Origin of the sequence: Paramesorhizobium deserti (assembly GCF_001558695.1) — a bacterium.
Taxonomy (GTDB): domain Bacteria; phylum Pseudomonadota; class Alphaproteobacteria; order Rhizobiales; family Rhizobiaceae; genus Paramesorhizobium; species Paramesorhizobium deserti.
Genome location: NZ_LNTU01000037.1, coordinates 144,302 through 164,256 on the forward strand (window position 1 = coordinate 144,302; position 19,955 = coordinate 164,256).

The following is a 19,955-nucleotide window of genomic DNA, read 5'->3' on the forward strand; positions in this document are numbered from 1 at the left end:
CGGACATGGATATTCTGGCTTCCCTTGGCGACGGTTTCCTGATCGCTCTCACCTTCGAAAACCTTGCCCTTGCCGCTATCGGCTGTCTTCTGGGCACAATCATCGGCGCCATGCCCGGGCTTGGTCCCTCCAACGGGGTTGCGATCCTGATCCCGCTTGCCTTCTCCCTCGGCCTGCCTGCGACACCGGCGCTGATCCTGCTGACATCCGTCTATTACGGGGCGATGTATGGCGGGCGGATCAGCTCGATCCTGATCAACATTCCCGGGGATGAACCCGCGATGATGACCTGCCTCGACGGCTATCCGATGGCGCGGGCCGGGCGTGCGGGCGAAGCGCTGGCGATTTCCGGCATTGCTTCCTTCGTCGGCGCATTCTTCGCAACGTGGGGTCTGGTATATCTGGCGCCGCAACTGGTGAAAGTTGCGCTCCTGTTCGGACCGGCCGAGTATTTTGCGCTCTTCGCGCTGGCCTTTGCCACGATCGGCGGCGTGGCCGCCCGCAATCAGATGAAGGCGGCTTTCGCCATGGGGATCGGGCTGCTGATTGCCATGATTGGCGTCGATCTCCAGACAGGTGTGGCAAGGTTTTCGTTCAATAACATCCATCTTTACGACGGCATCGATTTCCTTGTGGTGATCGTGGGTTTGTTCGCGCTCTCCGAGGTGTTCATTTTCCTCGAGCACCGCGCGGGAGGCGGCGTGGATGCGGGCCGCGTCGAGATGGGCCGCAGCATGCCGACGGCCAAGGTGATGAAGGACGTGACGCCGGCCATGATGCGCAGCACCGTGATCGGTTTCATCGCCGGCGTGTTGCCTGGCGCGGGAGCATCTCTGGGATCGTTCCTCGCCTATACGGTTGAAAAGAAGATCTCTGACAAGAATGGCACCTTCGGCAAGGGCGACCCGCGCGGCGTGGCCGCGCCGGAAGCGGGCAACAATGCCGCCGCCGGCGGTGCGTTGGTGCCAATGCTGGCGCTCGGCGTGCCCGGGTCTGGCACCACTGCGGTGCTGCTGTCGCTGCTGCTCGCTCTCAACATCACCCCCGGCCCACTTCTTTTCCAGAAGAATCCGGATGTCGTATGGGGTCTGATCGCCGCACTTTTCATCGCCAACATCATGCTGCTGGCGCTGAACCTGCCGTTGGTGAAGTTTTTCGTGCAGGTGCTGCGGGTGCCTACGCGCTATCTCATGCCTGCTGTCGCCATGATTTCTTTCGTCGGCATCTACGGGATCTCCGGTTCAACTTTCGATCTTCTGGTGATGGTCGCCTTCGGTGTGATTGGCTGGCTGTTTCGCAAGGCCGATATCCCGTTGGTACCGGTGATCCTCGGCGTTCTGCTCGGCAAGCTGATGGAGACTAACCTGCGCCGCGAACTGACAATATCGGACGGCAACTGGTGGGCTCTGATCGATAGTCCTCTTTCGATCGCTATCTGGGCTTGCGCGATCGTCGGCTTTGTTCTGCCGATCTTGCTGAGGCGTTATGTTCGCTTCGCAAGAGTTCCCCAAACCGGAGACGATCTGACCGGACAGTGAAGTGCTTTACCGGATTTGCAGTCGGAGCAATTACAGGTCCTCGACTGGTCCGACCGTTTCCGGATGCTTTGCCGGAACGAGCATCGCGAGCTTCAGTTCGGGGTGCCCGGAGAGGGCGAAGCTCACCTGCTCGAAGCATGAAAAGCCATCCTCGGGATGATCGAATGTTCTTTCGCCGCCCTCACGCTCCAGCACGACGCGTTCGTGCCAATAGCGCCTGAACGGTTCGCTGCTTGCGCTGAGCTCGTCGATTAGCCGGATGATTTGAGGATCGTCTACGTGAGCACTCACATCCGCGCGAAACTCGGCGACCACTCGCCTCGCCCTATTGTCGTAATCCCGGATCAGGGACCGCGCCATCGGATGAAGGAAGATATAGCGCAGCAGGTTTTTGTCTCCCGGCCCGTCGAGCCAGCCGAGGAAGAGGCGTTCGGCATCGGCATTCCAGCCACGGGCGGTCCAGCTTCGATCGAGCACATAGGCCGGCGAGGCGATGAAATTGACACAGGTGAGCATGGCCGGCGGGACGTGATCTGTCTCGCTTTCGGTCTGGTCGGGATCGCGCTTTGCGGCCAGCTCGAACATATAGGCCCGTTCGGCCCGGCCGAGCCGAAGCGCCCTGGCGAGCCGGGCGAGCGCCTGCGGAGAGAGGGACATATCGCGGCCCTGCTCCAGCCAAGTGTACCAGGTGACGCTGACGCCCGCCAATTGAGCCACCTCCTCTCGCCGCAAGCCGGGTGTGCGACGCCGTCCGCCGGGAGGAAGACCGATATCCGACGGCAGCAGCCTCTCCCTGACGGACCTCGCGAAATCGCCTAGTTCCTGACGCTGCGTTGGTGGGGCTGACCGTATCATGGTGAGATTTTTACCAGTATATTTTTGGATCTGAAACCAGTTTAACCGCCGTGCTACCGGGCGTCCACGATGAAACAATGGAGGCAGCAATGTTGGAAAACAGTCATGAGGCCCTCGTCGGAGGGCAATTCGGGTCAAGGGCCGAGGCCTATTTGAAAAGCGCCATCCACGCGCAAAGCCCGGACCTGGATGCGATGGTGGCGCTGGTGCGTGATCGAAAGGATGCGCGTGTGCTCGACCTTGGTTGCGGCGGTGGCCATGTGACCTTCAACGTCTCGCCGCTGGTGAAGGAAATCGTCGCCTATGATCTGTCGCCGGAGATGCTCGACGTGGTCGCCCACGCCTCGCGTGAGCGCGGGTTGGATAATGTCACGACGCGGCAGGGTACGGTCGAGAGCCTTCCCTTCGACGATGGCAGTTTCGAGGTGGTGCTCAGCCGTTTCAGCGCGCATCACTGGCGCGATCTCGATGCGGCCCTGCGGGAAGCCGAGCGCGTCTTGAAGACTGGGGGACTGCTGGTAATCGTCGATACGGTCACCTCAGGCATTCCACTCATCGACACCTATTTCCAGGCGCTCGAACTCCTGCGCGACTGCTCGCATGTGCGCAACTACACGCGGGCCGAATGGGAGGCGGCTGTCGTCCGGGCGGGACTTCAACCGCGTTTCGTCGCGGCGTTTCGGTTGCGCCTCGACTTCAGGGCATGGGTCGAGCGCATGAATACTCCACAGCTGCATGTGGATGCGATCCGCTCGCTCCAGCGCGCTGTTTCCGGTCAGGCGTCACGCTATTTCGATACGGAACCCGACGGGAGCCATTGCATCGACGTCGCGCTTTTCGAAGCAGTGAAACGGTCTCGGTGAGAACCGTTCAGGGATTAGCCAATGGCCGTAACCGTCTTTTTGGTCAGATGTCCTTTAGAAGGCGGAGCGCATCATAGATTGCCGCATGCGTATTGCGCGCGGCAACCGCATCGCCAATGCGGAAGAGCTGGAATTTGCCTTCCGCATTGCGCATGACGGATTGCCGTTGCCCGGTAATCAGCTGATCGTGCGATATTTCTCCGAGATTGCTCGAGGCAGGTTTCAGCTCGAAGTACAGTTCATCAAGCGGAATGGTGCCGTGGTTCACAACAACTTGGTCGAACGCGCGCTGCTTCGCAACACCGACATAGTCACTGCCGATATGGGCGATGAGCTGATTGCCGTTCTTTTCGACGGCCTCCAGACGGTAGGTCACCGTAAAGATGACATCCCGTTTCTGCATCGAACGCATGTAGGGCACGAGGTTCATCGCCATGACCTCGGGCGCGAACGAGCGGTCGGGCGTCATGATCTCAACCTTTGCCCCGGCATTGGCAAGGACTTCCGCCGCCTGCAGCGCGGCGTGATCACCCGCGTCATCGTAGATGAGAACGGTACTGCCGGGTTTCACATCACCCGAGATGATATCCCAGGAGGAAACGACAAACTCATTGCCCCTCTTCAACACCTCGTTATGCGGTAGGCCGCCGGTTGCAATGATGACGACATCGGGCTTTTCCGCCAGGACGGTTCCGGCTTCGGCCCAGCTATTGAAACGGAAGGCGACGCCGAGCTTCTCGCACTGCGCCATGCGCCAGTCGATGATCGAGATCATCTCCTTGCGGCGCTCGCTCTGCGCGGTCAGGCGAATCTGGCCGCCGGGATCGTTCGCTGCCTCGAAGACAACGACCTCGTGACCACGCTCGCCCGCCACCCGCGCCGCCTCCATCCCGGCCGGCCCCGCGCCGATGATGACAACTTTCTTGCGATCACGGGCCTTCGCGATTTCATGCGGCATCGTGAGTTCGCGGCCTGTTGCCGCATTGTGGATACAATAGGCGGCGCCACCCTGATAGATGCGGTCCAGGCAATAGTTCGCACCCACGCAGGGCCGGATTTCTTCTTCCCGCTTCTCGATGATTTTCCGAACGATACGCGGGTCCGTCATGTGAGCGCGGGTCATGCCGACCATATCGAGCTTGCCCGAGGCGATTGCATGCCGCGCGGTCGCCACATCGGGGATTTTCGCGGCATGGAAGGTCGGAAAGCCGGTGGTGGCACGAATTTCACCGGCGAAATCAAGATGCGGTGAATTTGCCATGCCCTGGATCGGAATGACGTCCGTCAGGCCGGCGTCGGTATCGATATGCCCCCTGATGACGTTCAGGAAATCGATCATGCCGCTGTCCTTGAGACGCCTGGAGATTTCCAGACCATCTTCCCTGGTCAGTCCGCCTTCGAGCATCTCGTCGCCCGTGTAGCGGACACCGATAATGAAATCGGGACCGACACGCTTGCGGATTTCCTTGAGCACATCGAAGGTGAAACGCAGCCTGTTGTCGAGAGAACCGCCGTAAGGGCCGTCGAGCTCATTGGTCAGCGGCGACCAGAACTGGTCCATCAGGTGCCCGTAAGCCTGCAATTCGATGCCATCCATGCCGCCGGCCTTCATCCGCTCGGCCGCATCGGCATAATCCCCGATGATCCGCTCGATATCCCAATCCTCCAGCTTCTTCGGGAAGGCGCGGTGAGCAGTCTCGCGATGATGCGACGGTGAGACGACCGGCAGCCAGTCGGCCTTGTCCCATCGCGTTCGCCGCCCCAGATGGGTGAGCTGGATCATGATCGCCGCCCCCTGCTCGTGCACGGCATCGGTCAGATCCTTGATCCACGGCACCACCTCGTCCTTATAGACGAGAAGATTGTTGAAGACCGGCGGGCTGTCCTTCGAGACGGCGGCCGAGCCTGCCGTCATCGTCATAGCAACACCGCCCCTGGCGCGCTCCACATGATAGGCGCGGTAGCGCGCCTTGGGCATTCCGTCCTCCGGGTAAGCCGGTTCATGGGAGGTCACGATGATGCGGTTGCGCAGCGTGAGATACTTGAGCCGATAGGGCTGAAGGAGAGGATCGTTCGACATGCCCGGTTCCCATCTGGAGGTTTTCAGGGAGCATAGTCAGGAATGTACATTAGTGTCAATTAAATGATCATGTACGTACCCTACATTGACGGTTATGTACAACCTTGATAGAAAATGCCGATGGAGCAGACCTCGAACGAAAGCGGCTGGCGTGGTTCCCCGGATCTCTGGTTGGAGGCGGCATACGAGTCCTTGCTGGTATCCGGCGTCGATGCCGTCAAAATCATGCCACTGGCAAAAAAGCTCAATCTGTCACGAACGAGCTTCTACTGGTTCTTCAGGGATCGCGAGGAACTGCTTGATACCCTCGTCTCGCGCTGGCGCGAGAAAAACACCGGCAATCTCATCAAACGGGCCGATGCCTATGCCGAAACGATCGCCGAGGCTATGCTGAACGTTTTCGACTGCTGGCTGGATACCGAGATCTTCGACGCGAAATTCGAGTTCGCCGTGAGGAGTTGGGCCCTCCAGTCTCCCGAAATCCTGGCTGAGGTTCGGCAGGCCGATCAGCAGCGTCTCGATACCCTGGCACGCATGTTCGTCCGTTTCGGGGAGGATGAGTCACGGGCCGATGTCAGGGCACGCACGATTTATCTGGTGCAGATCGGATATATCTCGATGCAGACGAGCGAAGATATCCCCGTCCGCATGAAGCGCATCCCGGAATATGTGGAAATCTTCACCGGTCAGACGCCGGAGAAGCGCGAGCTCGACCGCTTTTATTCGCGTCATGGATACGCGGAGTAGGTTGGGCAAACGCTCTCCCGAGCAGATGTCGTAATCAAAGAACGACAAGGACGCGCTATTACTGCGGTGGATTGACCATCCTGTTTTCCCTGAGCCGTTTGGCGGCGAGTTGGACGAACGATCTGATCTTTGCCGCCGCCCTTCTTCCCTCCGGCTGGACAATGTGGATCGGCAGCGGCTCCTCCTCGTGATCGGTCAGTATCGGGATGAGCTTGCCTTCCGCGATAAGTGGAGCGACCTGATATGAAAGGATTCGCGTCAAGCCCCAGCCTCTAACCGCAGCCTCGATCGCGGCTTCATTATTGTTGCACATGAGCCGCGGGGTTACGCGGACGCTTGTTCGTCCGTCTCGTCCAAAGCGCCAATCCGGCGACGCCCATGCGCTGGTGGCGGCGACGATTTGATGCGCCGCCAGATCGGCGGGCACGGAAGGCATCCCTTGTCGGCGGAAATAATCCCGCGATCCGCATATGATACGGCGCACCGTTCCAACACGAACGGCACTGAGACTGGATAGCGGCAAGTGGCCGATGCGGACCGCGACGTCGATGCCCTCTTCGACCAGATTGGTGACACGGTCGAGAAAAAGCGATCGCACTGTTACTGACGGATAAATATCCAGATATTCCAGCAGAATCGGCAGCACGTAAATCTGGCCAAACAGGACCGAGGCGGTTACCGTCAGCGTTCCCGATGGCCGGGAAAAGGAACCCGCCGCGGCGGCATCCGCCTCCTGGATATCGGAAAGGATGCGCCGGCAATCCTCGAGATAACGCTGCCCTGTTTCGGTCAGCATCACGGAGCGCGTGGTGCGGATGAAGAGACGCGTGCCGATGACTGCTTCCAATCCGGCGATGGCACGGGTGACCGCTGGAGGATTGAGGTTGAGCTGCCGCGCCGCCTTCGCGAAATTCCCGGTTTCCGCAACCCTTACGAATACCTGCAGTGCCTGGAAGCGATCCATTTTTCCTCGATGAATTATTTCATACAGTGAAACAGACAATTCTTCTCTTTGGCGGTTCTATCATCATATCAGAATAATCCATAGTGCGCTCGAACCCATTTCAATGTTCCCTTGAAAGGCTGGAGATGAAGCTTTACCACCACCCATTGTCCGGGCATTCCCATCGCGTGCGCCTGTTTTGCTCCCTCCTCGGTATAGAGCTCGAGCTGATCGAGCTCGACCTTCTCAAGGGAGCGCATAAAACGCCGGAATATCTCGGACTTAACCGCTTCGGGCAGGTTCCGCTTCTCGATGATGGCGGCATTCTGATCGCCGATTCCAACGCCATCATGGTTTATCTGGCGAAGAAGCTTGGCCGGAAAGACTGGCTGCCGGAAGATCCTGTCGGGGCGGCGGCAGTCCAGCGATGGCTTTCGGTTGCCGCGGGACAAATCGCATTCGGCCCTGCCGCAGCACGCCTGATCACCCTGTTTGGAGCCAGGTTCAACCCTGAGGAAGTTATCGGGCGGGCCCACGCCATCTTGAACATACTCGACGCCGAACTTCAGGAACGCGACTGGATCGCCGCCGATCATCCCACGATTGCTGATGTGGCCCTTTATAGCTACATCGCTCGCGCCCCGGAGGGGAATGTCGATATCTCAGCCCACTTGAATGTCGGAAACTGGCTTATGCGAATGGAAGGCCTGCCCGGCTTCCTGCCCTTCCGGAAGTCGCCCGTCGGTCTTGCGGCGGCGAATTGAAGCCATTGCGAGCCCTCTGATGCTTGAAAGGCGGCCCATGTCTGAACATGAATCTGAGCAGATATCTTCGCCCTTCCACCCCGGCGAGATTGCCATTCAGGAGAGCATTGGCGCCGCAGACAGGATGGCTGCGATCGGCAATAAGGTCATCCGTGACTTCATGCCCGACCAGCATCGGGAATTCATGGCGCAGCTTCCTTTTCTATTGCTCGGCGCGGTGGACCGGCATGGCGATGCATGGGCGACGCTTGCAACAGGCAACCCTGGCTTCGCCGTCTCGCCCGAGCCGAAGCTTCTCGATGTTCGGGCGAAGCGTGATCCCGATGATCCTGCCGATTCCGGGCTGGAAGACGGTGACAGTATCGGGCTTCTGGGTATCGAGCTTCATACCCGGCGGAGAAATCGGGCCAATGGCACGCTGCGCCGCGATGGTCCGGACGGCTTTACCCTGATGGTGGAGCACAGTTTCGGAAATTGCCCGAAATATATTCGGCTTCGGGACTTCCATTTTGAGGACACCGGGAAGAAGGAACCTTCAAGTGCGATCTGGATGGAGCAGTTGGACGAGCGCACCCGCGCGATGATTTCCGCGGCCGATACATTCTTTGTCGCCAGTTACGCAGACCGCGATGACGGTCACCGGCAGGTCGATGTTTCGCATCGTGGCGGCAAGCACGGTTTTGTACGCATCGGTGATGACGGACGACTGACGATCCCCGACTTCACCGGCAACCGTTTCTTCAACACGCTTGGCAACATTCTCATGAACGGCAAGGCTGGCCTCCTGTTCCTGGATTTTGCAACGGGCGATCTATTGCAGCTTTCAGGTGATGCCGAGGTGGAACTCAAGCAGGATGAAAGCGAATTTTTCCAGGGCAGTGAGCGGTTCTGGAGTTTCAGGCCGCGCCGCGTAGTCTACCGTCCCGGCGCGATTACGTTGAGATGGAGTGCACAGGAGAACGGAGAATCTCCCTTTTCAGGCATGACGGGCTCCTGGGACCAGGCAGAAGGCGCGTCTGCAGGATAGATTCATGCAGCGTTTGGCAAACGCGAGCCATTCAGGGCAACGCAACTCACGCGCTGCCCCACCGCGTCGTTTCGGCGACATCGAGCTTCAGCAACTGACACGGCAAAATTGAAAGGGACCCCTATGTCTTCGGCAGACAACATTTCTGAAAACAGGCCGCCGCTTCCCCCATTTACCCATGAGACGGCGGTCCAGAAGGTCCGGATGGCGGAAGATGCGTGGAACTCACGCGATCCGCAACGCGTCTCGCTCGCCTATACGCCAGATAGTCGCTGGCGCAATAGGGCGGAGTTTCCCGTCGGCCGCTCTGAGATCGTCGAATTCCTCACGCGCAAATGGTCTCGTGAACTGGATTATCGTCTTATCAAGGAACTTTGGGCTTTCACGGAGAACCGCATTGCCGTCCGCTTTGCCTATGAGTGGCATGACGACGCCGGTAACTGGTTTCGCTCATATGGAAATGAAAACTGGGAATTTAATCCACAAGGACTGATGCAAGTTCGGTTCGCTAGCATCAATGATCGGCCGATCCGGCAAGCGGACAGGAAATTCCATTGGCCTCAGGGCCCGCGCCCTCTGGATCATCCGGGGCTCTCTGAACTGGGTCTATAGTGTGGCAGGACGGCGGTCCGTTCCAGGATCGACAATTTGCCCCGCTGTCATCCGGTGCCGACCTATCGGGAGCATGATTGGTCTGCCCGAGATAGGGTCGGTGATGATGCGGCTTTCAAGGCCGAAGACATGGTGCACAGTCTCTTCCGTCAGCACCTCCTCCGGCTTGCCGGAGATGTGCAGACGCCCTCCCGTCATTGCGACAAGGTAATCGGCATAGCGCGCGGCAAGGTTCAAGTCATGCAGCACCATGACGATCGTGGTGCCGCGCGCCTGATTGAGATCGATCAGCAGGTCCAGCACTTCGACCTGATGGCTGATGTCGAGGAATGTGGTCGGCTCATCCAGCAGCAGAACATCGGTGCGCTGTGCAAGCGCCATGGCGATCCAGACCCGCTGGCGCTGGCCGCCGGACAGTTTATCGACCGGACGGTCGGCCAGTGCTGCCGTCTTGGTCGCCTCCAGGGCTGCCGCCACGGCCTCGTCATCCCCGCGGGTCCAGCGCGACAGCATCCCTTGATGAGGATGCCGTCCGCGGCTGACCAGATCGGCGACAGTGATGCCCTCCGGCGCGATGGGCGACTGGGGCAACAGGCCGAGCGTTCGTGCCAATTGCCTTGGCGGCATGCGATGAATCGACTTGCCATCAAGCAGCACATGCCCCCGACGCGGCGAGATGAGCCGGGACATCGTGCGCAATAATGTGGATTTCCCGCAGGCATTGGCGCCGACAATGGCGGTGATCTTGCCGGCCGGCACGTCAAGGTCCAGCCCTTCCAAAATGACGGCGTCGCCATATCCGGCCGAAAGCTGACTGGCGGTCAGGGTGTGGGCGGTCATAAAGAACCTCCGCTTCGGTTGAGCCGTATGATGAGATAGATCAGGTATGGCGCCCCCAGCGCGCCTGTGACAACGCCTACGGGGTAGCGGCCGGGCAACAGGAACTGTCCGACATAGTCGCCAAGCAAGACCAGCACGGCGCCGACCAGGGCCGACGGGATCAGCAGCGATCCGTTGCCGCCAAGCATGCGAGCGGCGATCGATCCGGAAAGAAACGCCACGAAAGAGATCGGACCTGTCACGGCGGTGGCGACGGCGATGATGCCGACGGCCGCGACCATCACGATGACGCGGGTCAGGGCGATGTTGGTGCCGAGTGCCGCAGCGGTATCATCGCCCAGTTTCAGCGTGTCCAGATCGCGCGCCCTGCTCAAAAGCAGCCCGCCGAAAACCGCAAGCGCCAGCAGGACGGGAACCGCCTGGCCGATCTGCGCGCCATTGACGCTGCCCGAGAGCCAGCGCATCGCCTCCTGCAGGTTCCATGCGGGGGCACGGGACAGGGTATAGGCGATGAAGCTTTCCAGCATGGCGGCAACCCCGATTCCCACGAGGATCAGTCGGGTGCCGGCAACGCCATTGCGGAAGGACAGCGCGTAAATCGCAAGCGCCACACCCAGCTCTGCCGTCACGGCAAAGATCGACACCGCCGGACCATTCAACTGCAGAATAACGATGGCAAAGACAGCCGCGGCGCTGGCGCCAAGATTGATGCCGATTATATCAGGGCTGGCAAGCGGATTGCGCAGCATGATCTGGAAGGCCGCGCCGCCCATCCCGAAACTGAGCCCGGCCAGTAGTGACAGAACCGCGCGAGGCAGGCGCAATTGCCCGACGGCGAAGGCGGCGCCCGTCACGTCCTGGCCCAGTAGCACACGCAGGACATCGCCCGGCGCCGTGTAGTTTTGGCCGAGCATCAAGGTCATGGCAACGAGCGCAACAATCAGGCCAAGCAGAAGCACGATCACCATTCGACGCCTGCCCGCGCGGCTGCGGCGGCCATGGATGACGATATCGATGGGAGAGGACAGCGTCATTAGAGATCACGAACCCGCTGGCGTCTGACGATCCAGATGAAGAACGGCGCGCCGACAAAGGCCGTAACAATGCCGACTTCAAGTTCGTTGGGGCGGGCAATGATACGGCCGACAATATCGGCGGCCAGCAGCAGGCATGCTCCTGCCAGCGCGGAGAACGGCAAAAGCCAGCGATGGTCGACCCCGACCAGCAGGCGACAGATATGTGGCACGACCAGCCCGACGAAGCCGATCGGTCCGCAAATAGCGGTGGTCGCACCGCAAAGAAGGATCGCACCGAACGCCGCCACCGCCCGCGCCACCGCCACGCGCTCGCCCAGCCCCGCTGCCAGTTCGTCGCCCAGGGCGAGCGAGTTCAGCTTTCGCGCCGATATGAGGCAAAGCGCGAAGCCCGCGACAAGGAACGGCAGGGCATGCGCGATGGCGCTGAAGGTCACCCCGCCTACTCCCCCGACCTGCCATGAACGAATGCCCCCGGCGATGTCGGCCCGCGGCAAGACAACCGCAAGCACCATTGAGGAAAAGGCAACCGAAGTTGCGACGCCGGCCAGCGCCAGCTTCAGCGGCGTTGCCCCGCCACGGCCCAGCGAACCGATCGTGTAAACAAAAACCGCCGAGACGCCGGCCCCCAGCACCGCAGTCCAGATGTAGGCGTCGGCCGATGCGATATTGAACCATGCGACACCAATCACGACAGCCAGCGAGGCGCCAAGGTTGACGCCCAATATGCCGGGATCGGCCAACGGATTGCGCGTCACCCCCTGCATGATCGCCCCGGCAAGTCCAAGCGATGCGCCGGCCAGACCCGCAAGCAGGGTTCGCGGAATGCGCACAGCCACCGCCGCCTGATCGATACTGTCGACCTTGCCGCCGAGCGCAGCCATGATGTCAGCCCATCCGACGTAGCGCGTGCCGACTGCGACCGAGAGGGTGAGCAGAAGACCGAGGCCTGCGACCATCGCAAACAGCCACAGCACTTTGATTCCATTGGCCCGGTAGGAGGGAATCGCCCGTCCCGAAGTTGTGATGCCGCTGGCAATCATTTGGTTCTTGCGGCAGCTTTGGCCAGCAGGTCCACGTAATCATCAAGAACCCACGAGATCGATAATGGCGTCGGATTGGCCGCCGTTCCCAATGGATCGTGACCCAGCATGACCAGCGCACCATGCTCGACGGCAGGCATTCGCGATGTCAGAGGATCGGCGGCCAACGCCTTCTGCAACTCCGAACCGCCATAGATTACGACAATATCCACATCGTCGAAGGCATCGATCCTTTCGGCGCTGATTCCGCCTGAATACTGCCCGGGCTTCGATGCATCGACAACGCTTTGCGGCGATTTCAATCCCAGATCCCGGAAGAATTTCACGCGTGTATCGTTGGCTGTATAGAAGTTGACTATGCTTAGATTTGTCGTGTCCAGATGGGTGATGAACATCGCCGACTTGTCTTTAAGTCCGGGATGTCGGGCGACGCTGCGGGCTATTTCACCCTCGATCCGCGCGATCAGCGCCTCACCCTCGGCCATCATGCCCAGCCCGGCGCTGTTGAAGCGGATCATCTCGCGCCAGTCGGTCGCCCAGGGGGATTCAGGATAGGCGACGACCGGAGCGATCCGGCTCAGCATGTCGTAATCTGATTGGCTCAGACCGGAATAGGACGCCAGTATCACATCGGGATTGGTGGCAGCCACCGCCTCGAAATCAATGCCGTCACCCTCATCGAACAGCACCGGCTTCTCAGCGCCGAGCTCGGCCAGTCTTTCGGCAACCCAGGGCAGCAACCCATCGCCGTCATCATCGCCGAAATTGGCTGCTGCAAATCCGACAGGCACAATTCCGAGCGCCAGCGGCACCTCATGGTTCGCCCAGGCAACCGTTGCAACCCGCTTCGGCTTTTCGGGGATGATCGTCGTGCCCAGAGCATGCTTGATGACGATGGGATAAGAGGTGTTCTCCCCGGCCCATGCCCAACCGAATGCAATGACCGATACCCATGTCGCGGCAAGCAGTACCGACAAGCGGAAGAACCGCAGCATTGGCGAAACTCTCCATGATGTTTTAAGTTGACTTTTACTCTCAGGTTCATCAGGCAACGTCAAGCCAGCTATCGGCGCCTGTGCAGAAGAGCACCGAAGTTTCCGTAGATTCCTACAAAAACAGGGAAATTTACAATACTGGATAAACACGCTCAAGTTAATAGGCGCGAGGCTACGTCAGACACCCTCGCTACCGGCTCATGGCATGCTGGAATGTTTGGGGCGTCCGGACGCGGGGGATGCTTGGGGATCATGGAGCTCTGGGAAGCCGTGGGTGATGCCGGCGCCCGCCGGTAGTGGGCAACGATAATCAAATTCTGGAACTTGATCATGGAAATTGAAACGACAGGCGGCAACCACAGGCGGGGAAGAGCCAGCTACCGGTATGCGCTGTTACTGGGTTGCACGGCACTCATCACCTTTCCGCCAGTGAGTTCGCTGGCTCAAGAGACTGAAGATTCAGGTTCCATCACCGTTCTCGACGCCATTGTTGTCGATAGTGACGGCGGCGACGACGATGCAAGGTCGATCGTCGCAACAAAGACCACGGGCGTCGGCAAGATGCCGGCGGATATCCTGGAAACGCCTGCTACTGTCTCCGTCATCACCTCCAAGGAAATACAGGAGCGCGGCGCGGAGAGCATCGAGCAGGTCGTGCAATACACCGCCGGTGTGGTGACGGATTTCTACGGCTCGGATGATCGTTTCGACTATTTCAAAATCCGCGGTTTCGCGCCCTTTACATATCGCGACGGACTGGTCATCGGCAGAACCTGGAGCGGGATCCGGGAGGAGCCCTATGCCTTCGAGCGCGTCGAGGTGCTGAAGGGAGCCAATTCCACGGGCTTCGGGGTTTCCGATCCCGGCGGGTCGGTGAACTATGTTACCAAAACACCTAGAACCGAGCGTTTCGGCGAGGTCTATGGCACGGGCGGTTCGTTCAAGCACAAGGAGACAGGTTTCGATTTCGGCGATAACATCACCAAGGACGACACCCTCTCCTACCGCCTGACCGGAAAGTTCCAGCGGTCGGACGCTGAATACGATTATTCGCGGGACGACGAAAATTTCATCATGGGCGGCCTGACCTGGCGCCCGACCGATGCCACCAGCCTGACTTTCGTTTTCGATCACCTGGATAAGGACGGCACCCCCAGCGGCGGCGGCCATCCGCGATTTACGGATTTCGACAGGGATCGCTTCTTCGGCGAGCCGGGCTATAACTACGATACGACGAACAGGAACACGTATAGTGTCATGTTCAACCACGATTTCGGCAATGGTCTGACCTTCCACTCCAACGCGCGCTACAGCAGGGCGGATACCGGATTCGGCTACGCCTATGTTTACGATGCCTTGGGTGCCAGCGACCCATCGGATACCATGGCAGATCGCATCTTCTTCGGCGGCGATGGTTCCAACCGACAGTTCGTCGTCGACGCGCACTTCCTCTATGAAGCGAACTTCGACCAGGTGGAAAGCCGTACGCTTGTCGGCGTCGATCACAACAAGATCAAATCCGAGAACAACAACTATGCTTTATATCCGCCGATCTGGGGTGGGACGGCGTCTGGCATCGATTGGGAGAATCCGGTCTATTCCGGTGTGCCCGGCACCATTCCGCCCACGACCAGCAGAACAAACGACCAGACAACGAAGGCGATCTACCTCCAGCAGGATCTGACCTTCTTCGACAAATTGACCGTGAGCATCGGTCTTCGCAACGATTGGCTTGACCTTGAAGAGAGAAACCGGCTCGCAGGCACCACGGCGACGGGCGATTACAGCGAACTCAGCAAGCGCTTCGGCTTGAGCTACAAGATCACCAACGAACTGGCGGTCTTTACAAGCTATGCAGAATCCGTCGCGCCACCGAGCACGGGGAACGAGCCCACGTCCGGCAAGCAGTATGAAGTCGGGGTCAAATATCGCCCGGATGCATTCCCCGCCTTGTTCAGCGCGTCCGTCTACGATCTAACGATGGAGAACATTACGACCTTCGAGGCTCCGACCTACCTGCCGGCAACGGTCGACAAGGTCCGGCACCGTGGCATCGATCTCGAGGCCAAGGCTGAGATAACTGATAACATCAACCTGATCGCCGCCTATTCCTACATCGATTCCAGGATCGTCGAAGACGGTGACGGCCAGTACGATGGCAAGCGCTTCGCGCAGGTTCCGGAGCACCTGGCTTCGATGTGGGGCACCTATACACTGGAAGGCAACGGCACTCGCGGCGACATGACCTTCGGGCTCGGTGCTCGCTATACCGGTTCGTATTACTTCGATAACGCAAATACCCGGAAGTCGGACGGCGCCGTGGTCTTTGACGCCGCCTTCACTTATAAGATTCAGGAGAATACGACGCTCCAGATCAACGCCAGCAATCTCTTCGACGAGAAGCATATCGCCAATGATGATGGCGGCGCATACTACTACAATCCCGGCCGCACGGTTTACGCAACGCTGCGCCAGACGTGGTAGCTACCCCGTCCCACCCGGCCAGTTTCGGGTGGAACATACCGGCATCAGCGGATTTGGTGCGTCCGCCGCCAAGCCGCTGGCGTTTCTCCCGCAATCTGCCGAAACGCCTTTGTCAGATGGGCCTGATCGGAAAACCCGAGTTGGGCCGCAACTCCCGCCACCGTCAGATCGCTCTCGCGTAACAGTTTTTGCGCAAGCTCGATGCGCCTTGCGAGCTGCCATTGCAGCGGCGTCCTGCCCGTCGTCTGCTTGAAGACATGGGCAAACCAGCTCTCGGACAGGCCAACCGTCGTCGCCATTTCGGCGATCGTCAAGCGGCAATCGCTGCGGGCATTGATGCGCGCGATCAGCTTGTTCATCTGCGCCTGGGTGAGCCTGCCACTGGCTTGCCCGCTGTCTTGCTCGGGAATATCCAGCAGACCGGCTACAATGCTGCCGACAAGGCTTTCAGCGTAGACGGCATGTTTCGAAGGGTTCGACACTTCATCGACCAGCAAGCCGGCCAGCGTTTCGATAGCACCAATATCCTGAATTTCCACCGGACGGCGCAATGCCGTCAGTGCAACCGATCTTCCCACAGACGGTGAAAGGAACCTCAGCACTCAGTCCTTGTGCAGATGAAGATCCAGATGCGAGAAGCGATGGGAGGAGGTGAAATTGGTCCACAGGGGGACGCCTGCAGGCACATAGATGGCACGCGTCATGGGACGATCGTATCGTCCTAATCCTCCGTCCTTGTTGGTCATCCGGATATGGGACGCGACGTCGTTGAAAAAGATGACGATGCGCGGATCGGGCGAGAGGTAATAGGCCCTGGCCCCGGACTGGCCTTCCGCATCCCAGAAAACACTCATCATTCCGTCAAGACCGCGCCATTTGACCGGCGCGACCGCCCGAATGCCTTCCGTATAGCAGGTCATCGAATGCCGATAGCTCATTGCCGGAGGCCGTCAGCACTTACCAGGATAGATGGAATACCCTGGCGTGGTATTTCGACAAGGGATCTCATTGTAGCCAGGCTTCTCCAACGGCGTTCAGGAACGAGCGGCGATCACGCATATTGGTCTGAGCGCTCTCTTAATATGAGAATAAATATCATGTTTATTCGTCATGGCAAGGCGCGTGATGTATCCCCCCGTTGGTCCCAGTCTTGCCGTTCCTGACCCGACATCCGTTCGCACAAATAACATACGGTGCGCATGTGTATTGACATACGACACGTATGTTGCAATAAGTTGACATACGGAGCGTATCTCAATGCGCCCGGAAACGCCAGTGCAGATGATCCCAACCTCCCAAAGCGAAACGAAAGTCTTTCATCATCCCGATGACGACGCGTTGCGATGGCCGAGGATCCCGACTGCCAAATCAAGAACAGGACCAACGTAATGACCAAACGCGATGCCATCTTCCCTGCCGGTCGGCAGGCGCTCTACGAGATCAACCGCTATTCCGCGGCGATACGCTCGGGCGACCTTCTGTTTGTCTCGGGTCAGGTCGGCAGCAGTGAGGACGGTTCGCCCGAGCCCGTCTTCGAGAAACAAGTCCAGCTTGCCTTCGACAATCTGGCGGCCGTCTTGAAGGCCGCAGGGTGCACGTTCGACGACGTCGTTGACGTAACTACCTTCCATACCGATCCGGCCAGGCAGTTCGAGACGGTTAACGCCGTTCGGCTGAAGGTGATCGGCAAACCGCCCTACCCGAACTGGACTGCCGTGGGTGTAAACTGGCTGGCGGGCTTCGATTTCGAGATCAAAGTCATCGCGCGAATTCCCCAGTCTACCTGATTGATTCCTTGAGATAAAAGGCCTGCCGAAGGATCGCCCAAGCAATCACGGGGGACGGTCACGGCTCGCAGGCTCGGCAACGACGCTGCGGATGCGGCCCAGGTCGCATCCGCTTAGCGCATCATCGCGGCAACATTTCCCCCATCGACGGTGATGACAGCCCCTGTCGATGTGCGGGCTGTAACAAGATGCAGGAATGCCTCCGCGACATCATCTGCCAGCACCTCGCGCCTGAGAAGATTGCCGCGCATGTATATTTTCGGTGCGACGCCCCTCGCCCGCGCGCGTTCTTCAACCATTTCATCCGTCATCAGGCCGGTTCGGATACGGTCCGGGTTAACGGCATTCACGGTGATCCCGTCAGCTGCATGTTCCAAAGCATACTGACGCATCAATGCCATTAGGGCTGCTTTCGACGTGCCGTAAGGGCCAAAATCGGGCCCCGGATTCACCGCCTGCTTGCTGACGTTAAAGACGATCGAACCGCCAGTCCCCTGACGCTTCATGACTTTGACGACAGCGCGGGCAATATAGTGATGGCTCCAGAAATTCAGATCGAAAGCCGACTTGAACAACGCATCATCCACCGCTGCCAGCGCACCTTGAAAGGCTGCTCCGGCGTTGGACACCAGTATATCCACACCGCCATAGGTTGCCGTTATTTCCGCGATCGCCTTGTCGGCGGCCAACGGGTCGGTCAGATCACAGGTCACAGCCTTGCCGCCCAACCGTTTCGCTTCAGCGCTTACGCGTTCCGCATCGATATCAATCAAGGCAATTTCGGCACCTTGGCTTCTCAATTGCCGTGCAATCGCAAGACCCAGACCACCTGCCCCGCCGGTGATGACGGCAACCTGCCTGTTGAGCGGCTTCTCGGTTTGTTTAGCGAGCTTGGCCTGCTCGAGTGACCAGTATTCTATGTCGAAAAGATCTTCCTCACTCAGGGCCTCGAACCGATCGATCCCTTCAGCACCGCGTATGACCTCAATCGTCGCTTCCGCGACATCCGCGCCGATGCGCGCGGATTTTTGTGTTGGCCCGGCAGCAAACAAGCCGATACCTTCAACATAAAAGACCCTCGGCATCGGATCGAGCATCGTCTTTCCGCTGCCGACGCGCGCATTATTGCGCTCGAAATAAGCTTTATAGTCAGCGACATAAGTCGTTACCGCATCTTTGACGGTCCGACCCCATCGCTCCAGGTCGTCGGCCCTCGGCGCGGGTAAGGCGATGCCAAACCGCTTGATATGGATCACGTGTTCCGGTGTCGCATTGCCGCGCCGAACAAGATCCGCAACATTGGGAGCGCCGCAGAAGTCGAGAATGTCGTCATTCGCGCGATGCTCCATGATAAAACGGCGCGGACGCCCTTCGTCTTTGCCTGGAAGAGCTATGGCTCCACGCAAGATCGGCGCTATTTCCGCGACAGTGGCGAGCCCATCTCTCCGACTTTGGGTGCTTGCCCGGCCAAAGGGATAGGGATCACCTCTGGCAATACGCTTTTCTGCCCTATCAATGGCCTCAATCATGTTTTCATAGGCCGTACGCGGATCCTCAGACCATGTGAATATGCCATGCTTGAGAAGAACCATTCCGGGCGCATCCGGACGCTCGGAGAATGCCTTCAAACAGGCCTTCGACAGATCAAAGCCCGGCATGACATAGGGCACTATGATCATTTCGGGAAACAGTTCGCGGATGATCACTTCCCCGTTCGGCTGGTTGGTCAGCGCGACGATCGCATTGGCATGCGTGTGATCTACATGTTTAAAGGGAAGGATCGCGTGCAGGATTGCTTCAACCGATGGATTGGGTGAAGACGGATCGAGAAGCAGCCGACGCTGCAACATCACCATGTCGTCATCGCTGAGCGTTTCATAATTCACCATGGCTTTCAGCGGCTCAAGATGTAGCGCCGGCAGGCCGCCAGGCTCGATCTTGCCCATATCCCAACCGCTGCCCTTTACGCAGAGCACCTCAACGGGAGTACCGTCATGGTCGGTCAGCGTTGTCTTGACTGACGTGTTGCCGCCCCCATGCAGGACGAGTTTCGGCTCAGAACCCAACAGACGCGTGGTATATGTGCGGATCGCAATATCGCGATTGATGCCGGCCTTCTCATAAGCACCGACAACCGCGGCGTAATCCGCGTCCGACCAATTCGATTTCATCTGTTCGCTCCTCGGTTGGCAATCTGCGACCTAAAAAGGCGCAGAGGTATGCGCTCACGGAAACTCACTTATTTCCATGATATTACAAAGATTTATGGAGATATCTCCTCGCTCTTAAACAATTGACACTATATACTGACATTAGTCAACTCGCTTGATTGGCTTGTTGATT

Annotated in this window: 16 protein-coding genes and 1 pseudogene; 8 read left to right on the forward strand and 9 right to left on the reverse strand. The window is 58.9% G+C overall.

The annotated features are described in order from the left end of the window. Positions 1-5 precede the first annotated feature (5 nt). Positions 6-1,538 (forward strand): tripartite tricarboxylate transporter permease, encoded by a 1,533-nt coding sequence (locus tag ATN84_RS19520; protein ID WP_068883831.1) that lies wholly within the window; start codon positions 6-8, stop codon positions 1,536-1,538. Positions 1,539-1,568: 30 nt separating this feature from the next. Here the strand turns inward: ATN84_RS19520 and ATN84_RS19525 are convergent, their stop codons facing one another. After that, positions 1,569-2,393, reverse strand: a complete 825-nt coding sequence (locus ATN84_RS19525; protein WP_068883833.1) for a helix-turn-helix transcriptional regulator — start codon at positions 2,391-2,393, stop codon at positions 1,569-1,571. An 89-nt stretch (positions 2,394-2,482) separates the two neighbouring features. Here ATN84_RS19525 and ATN84_RS19530 point away from each other — a divergent pair, with 89 nt between their 5' ends. After that, on the forward strand, positions 2,483-3,256 hold the full coding sequence (locus ATN84_RS19530; protein ID WP_068883835.1) for a class I SAM-dependent methyltransferase: 774 nt from the start codon (positions 2,483-2,485) through the stop codon (positions 3,254-3,256). Positions 3,257-3,299: 43 nt separating this feature from the next. On the opposite strand, the gene ATN84_RS19535 is transcribed toward ATN84_RS19530, so the two are convergent. After that, positions 3,300-5,336 (reverse strand): NADH:flavin oxidoreductase, encoded by a 2,037-nt coding sequence (locus tag ATN84_RS19535; protein WP_068883837.1) that lies wholly within the window; start codon positions 5,334-5,336, stop codon positions 3,300-3,302. Positions 5,337-5,456: 120 nt separating this feature from the next. On the opposite strand from ATN84_RS19535, the gene ATN84_RS19540 reads away from it, so the two are divergent. Continuing rightward, the gene (locus tag ATN84_RS19540; protein WP_068883839.1) at positions 5,457-6,083 is read left to right on the forward strand and encodes a TetR/AcrR family transcriptional regulator; all 627 of its coding nucleotides are present in this window, start codon (positions 5,457-5,459) and stop codon (positions 6,081-6,083) included. Between the two features lie 58 nt (positions 6,084-6,141). Here the strand turns inward: ATN84_RS19540 and ATN84_RS19545 are convergent, their stop codons facing one another. Then, positions 6,142-7,047 carry a LysR family transcriptional regulator gene (locus ATN84_RS19545; protein ID WP_068883841.1) on the reverse strand — a complete coding sequence of 302 codons (906 nt, stop codon included), beginning with the start codon at positions 7,045-7,047 and terminating at the stop codon, positions 6,142-6,144. Between the two features lie 125 nt (positions 7,048-7,172). Between ATN84_RS19545 and ATN84_RS19550 the strand changes: the two genes are divergently transcribed. The 3 genes from ATN84_RS19550 (at position 7,173) to ATN84_RS19560 (ending at position 9,429) form a co-directional block, all read left to right on the forward strand. Further along, positions 7,173-7,790, forward strand: coding sequence for a glutathione S-transferase family protein (locus tag ATN84_RS19550; RefSeq protein WP_068883843.1), 618 nt, complete (start codon positions 7,173-7,175; stop codon positions 7,788-7,790). Between the two features lie 37 nt (positions 7,791-7,827). Then, complete coding sequence (locus ATN84_RS19555; RefSeq protein WP_082766395.1) at positions 7,828-8,817, forward strand: pyridoxamine 5'-phosphate oxidase family protein; 990 nt, start codon at positions 7,828-7,830, stop codon at positions 8,815-8,817. 123 nt (positions 8,818-8,940) lie between these two features. Beyond that, complete coding sequence (locus ATN84_RS19560) at positions 8,941-9,429, forward strand: nuclear transport factor 2 family protein (protein ID WP_068883845.1); 489 nt, start codon at positions 8,941-8,943, stop codon at positions 9,427-9,429. Here the strand turns inward: ATN84_RS19560 and ATN84_RS19565 are convergent. The 4 genes from ATN84_RS19565 to ATN84_RS19580 are packed head-to-tail and all read right to left on the reverse strand — an operon-like array spanning position 9,424 to position 13,341. After that, a complete protein-coding gene (locus tag ATN84_RS19565) occupies positions 9,424-10,269 on the reverse strand; it encodes an ABC transporter ATP-binding protein (RefSeq protein WP_068883847.1) in 846 nt (281 codons plus the stop codon). The two genes, ATN84_RS19560 and ATN84_RS19565, sit on opposite strands and share 6 nt — an antisense overlap. Continuing rightward, on the reverse strand, positions 10,266-11,303 hold the full coding sequence (locus ATN84_RS19570) for a FecCD family ABC transporter permease (RefSeq protein WP_068883849.1): 1,038 nt from the start codon (positions 11,301-11,303) through the stop codon (positions 10,266-10,268). The genes ATN84_RS19565 and ATN84_RS19570 overlap by 4 nt, the downstream gene beginning before the upstream one ends. Beyond that, complete coding sequence (locus ATN84_RS19575; protein ID WP_068883851.1) at positions 11,303-12,346, reverse strand: FecCD family ABC transporter permease; 1,044 nt, start codon at positions 12,344-12,346, stop codon at positions 11,303-11,305. Before ATN84_RS19575 ends, ATN84_RS19570 begins: the two co-directional genes overlap by 1 nt. Then, positions 12,343-13,341 (reverse strand): iron-siderophore ABC transporter substrate-binding protein, encoded by a 999-nt coding sequence (locus tag ATN84_RS19580; RefSeq protein WP_068883853.1) that lies wholly within the window; start codon positions 13,339-13,341, stop codon positions 12,343-12,345. Before ATN84_RS19580 ends, ATN84_RS19575 begins: the two co-directional genes overlap by 4 nt. A gap of 330 nt (positions 13,342-13,671) precedes the next feature. Here ATN84_RS19580 and ATN84_RS19585 point away from each other — a divergent pair, with 330 nt between their 5' ends. Further along, positions 13,672-15,825, forward strand: a complete 2,154-nt coding sequence (locus tag ATN84_RS19585) for a TonB-dependent siderophore receptor (RefSeq protein ID WP_068883855.1) — start codon at positions 13,672-13,674, stop codon at positions 15,823-15,825. Between the two features lie 44 nt (positions 15,826-15,869). Here the strand turns inward: ATN84_RS19585 and ATN84_RS19590 are convergent. After that, positions 15,870-16,763 (reverse strand): annotated as a pseudogene (locus ATN84_RS19590) (helix-turn-helix domain-containing protein). 450 nt (positions 16,764-17,213) lie between these two features. Between ATN84_RS19590 and ATN84_RS19595 the strand changes: the two are divergent. Further along, positions 17,214-17,612: a RidA family protein gene (locus tag ATN84_RS19595; protein WP_068884366.1), complete on the forward strand. Its 399-nt coding sequence runs from the start codon at positions 17,214-17,216 to the stop codon at positions 17,610-17,612. A 113-nt stretch (positions 17,613-17,725) separates the two neighbouring features. On the opposite strand, the gene ATN84_RS19600 is transcribed toward ATN84_RS19595, so the two are convergent. Then, complete coding sequence (locus ATN84_RS19600) at positions 17,726-19,783, reverse strand: bifunctional aldolase/short-chain dehydrogenase (protein WP_068883856.1); 2,058 nt, start codon at positions 19,781-19,783, stop codon at positions 17,726-17,728. Between the last annotated feature and the right edge of the window lie 172 nt (positions 19,784-19,955).

Excerpts from the sequence above, each read along its gene's own strand:
- ATN84_RS19545 (WP_068883841.1), bottom strand. The coding sequence starts at position 7,047 with ATGGATCGCTTCCAGGCACTGCAGGTATTCGTAAGGGTTGCGGAAACC.
- ATN84_RS19570 (WP_068883849.1), bottom strand. The coding sequence starts at position 11,303 with ATGACGCTGTCCTCTCCCATCGATATCGTCATCCATGGCCGCCGCAGC.
- ATN84_RS19535 (WP_068883837.1), bottom strand. The coding sequence starts at position 5,336 with ATGTCGAACGATCCTCTCCTTCAGCCCTATCGGCTCAAGTATCTCACG.
- ATN84_RS19565 (WP_068883847.1), bottom strand. The coding sequence starts at position 10,269 with ATGACCGCCCACACCCTGACCGCCAGTCAGCTTTCGGCCGGATATGGC.
- ATN84_RS19520 (WP_068883831.1), top strand. The coding sequence starts at position 6 with ATGGATATTCTGGCTTCCCTTGGCGACGGTTTCCTGATCGCTCTCACC.
- ATN84_RS19530 (WP_068883835.1), top strand. The coding sequence starts at position 2,483 with ATGTTGGAAAACAGTCATGAGGCCCTCGTCGGAGGGCAATTCGGGTCA.
- ATN84_RS19595 (WP_068884366.1), top strand. The coding sequence starts at position 17,214 with ATGACCAAACGCGATGCCATCTTCCCTGCCGGTCGGCAGGCGCTCTAC.
- ATN84_RS19600 (WP_068883856.1), bottom strand. The coding sequence starts at position 19,783 with ATGAAATCGAATTGGTCGGACGCGGATTACGCCGCGGTTGTCGGTGCT.
- ATN84_RS19585 (WP_068883855.1), top strand. The coding sequence starts at position 13,672 with ATGGAAATTGAAACGACAGGCGGCAACCACAGGCGGGGAAGAGCCAGC.
- ATN84_RS19560 (WP_068883845.1), top strand. The coding sequence starts at position 8,941 with ATGTCTTCGGCAGACAACATTTCTGAAAACAGGCCGCCGCTTCCCCCA.
- ATN84_RS19555 (WP_082766395.1), top strand. The coding sequence starts at position 7,828 with ATGTCTGAACATGAATCTGAGCAGATATCTTCGCCCTTCCACCCCGGC.
- ATN84_RS19550 (WP_068883843.1), top strand. The coding sequence starts at position 7,173 with ATGAAGCTTTACCACCACCCATTGTCCGGGCATTCCCATCGCGTGCGC.
- ATN84_RS19525 (WP_068883833.1), bottom strand. The coding sequence starts at position 2,393 with ATGATACGGTCAGCCCCACCAACGCAGCGTCAGGAACTAGGCGATTTC.
- ATN84_RS19540 (WP_068883839.1), top strand. The coding sequence starts at position 5,457 with ATGGAGCAGACCTCGAACGAAAGCGGCTGGCGTGGTTCCCCGGATCTC.
- ATN84_RS19575 (WP_068883851.1), bottom strand. The coding sequence starts at position 12,346 with ATGATTGCCAGCGGCATCACAACTTCGGGACGGGCGATTCCCTCCTAC.
- ATN84_RS19580 (WP_068883853.1), bottom strand. The coding sequence starts at position 13,341 with ATGCTGCGGTTCTTCCGCTTGTCGGTACTGCTTGCCGCGACATGGGTA.